The organism is Microvirga sp. P4_G7, from assembly GCF_056401005.1.
The window spans coordinates 1-930 of sequence record NZ_JBFUKD010001021.1 but is presented as its reverse complement, the minus strand read 5'-3'; the positions used below and the strand labels follow the sequence as shown (position 1 = coordinate 930).

The window sequence follows — 930 nt, the reverse complement described above, 5'->3', positions numbered from 1 at the left end:
GCATTCGCCGATTACGCGCCGGACGTTTTTCCAAAGGCAAAGATCGTCCCCTTCGAAGCCTGGGAGCCAGATCTCGTGAAAGCGGTCAGCCGTGGTGACGTGTCGATGGCCTATCGCGACGAACTGGAGATCAAAAAGGTCATTCGAAGCGATCCTACGGCGGCATTGAATCTACGGACCGTCGTCATCAACGATACGCGCGACGACATTGCGATCGCGCTGCCATGGCAAAGCGAGCAGCTGCGAACTTTCGTTAATCTCTACCTTGCGCGAATGAAGCCACTGACAGTCGACAGCCTTCTCGACCAGTTCAATGAGATCTTCGCGGCGAATGCCGCAGCAAAAACCGGCAGCAGTAAATAGGGCGATGGCACACCATACGACTCCCCTTCGCGGAACGCCAGATTCCACCGCGCTTCAGACATTGGGGCGCATCTTGACCAACTCTTGGCTGATCCTCGCCAGTCTCTTGCTGGGCCTCTATATCGGTGTCTTTCACAAGGGACTCGCTCATATGATCGGGCCCATCGGCTTGATCTATCTCAGCCTCCTGAAAATGTGTCTGCTCCCATTTCTGATCTCGGCAATAACCGTAAGCCTCAGTCGGTTGCTGCGCGCGCATGCGGCCCGCTCGTCCCTTAAGCGGGTCCTTGTCGTTTTCATCAGCGGCTTGTTGCTTTGCGGCTTCATCGGTGTGGCCCTCAGCGCTCTGATCGGCCCGGGACGTCTTCTCGATGCACAAGCGAGGGCAACCTTGGGCGCGATGGTGGACAAATCACCCTATGCGGTCGATCTGGAGATGTCGCTCTCGCAGCCCTCGAAGCCGACCACGCCAGATCATGGCTTCGAGAAGGCGATCATGCAGATCGTTCCCGACAACATCTTCAGCGCCTTGGCGAACGGCGACAATCTGAAGGTACTGTTCTTTGC

Annotated in this window: 2 protein-coding genes; both read left to right on the top strand. The window is 56.8% G+C overall.

The features are described 5' to 3' along the window. Positions 1–363, top strand: a 363-nt coding sequence (locus AC1DT3_RS22725) for a hypothetical protein (RefSeq protein ID WP_477467427.1), incomplete at its 5' end; no start/stop codon positions are given. 73 nt (positions 364–436) lie between these two features. Next, positions 437–930 (top strand): cation:dicarboxylate symporter family transporter (locus AC1DT3_RS22720; protein WP_477467426.1); only part of this gene is annotated, 494 nt, incomplete at its 3' end.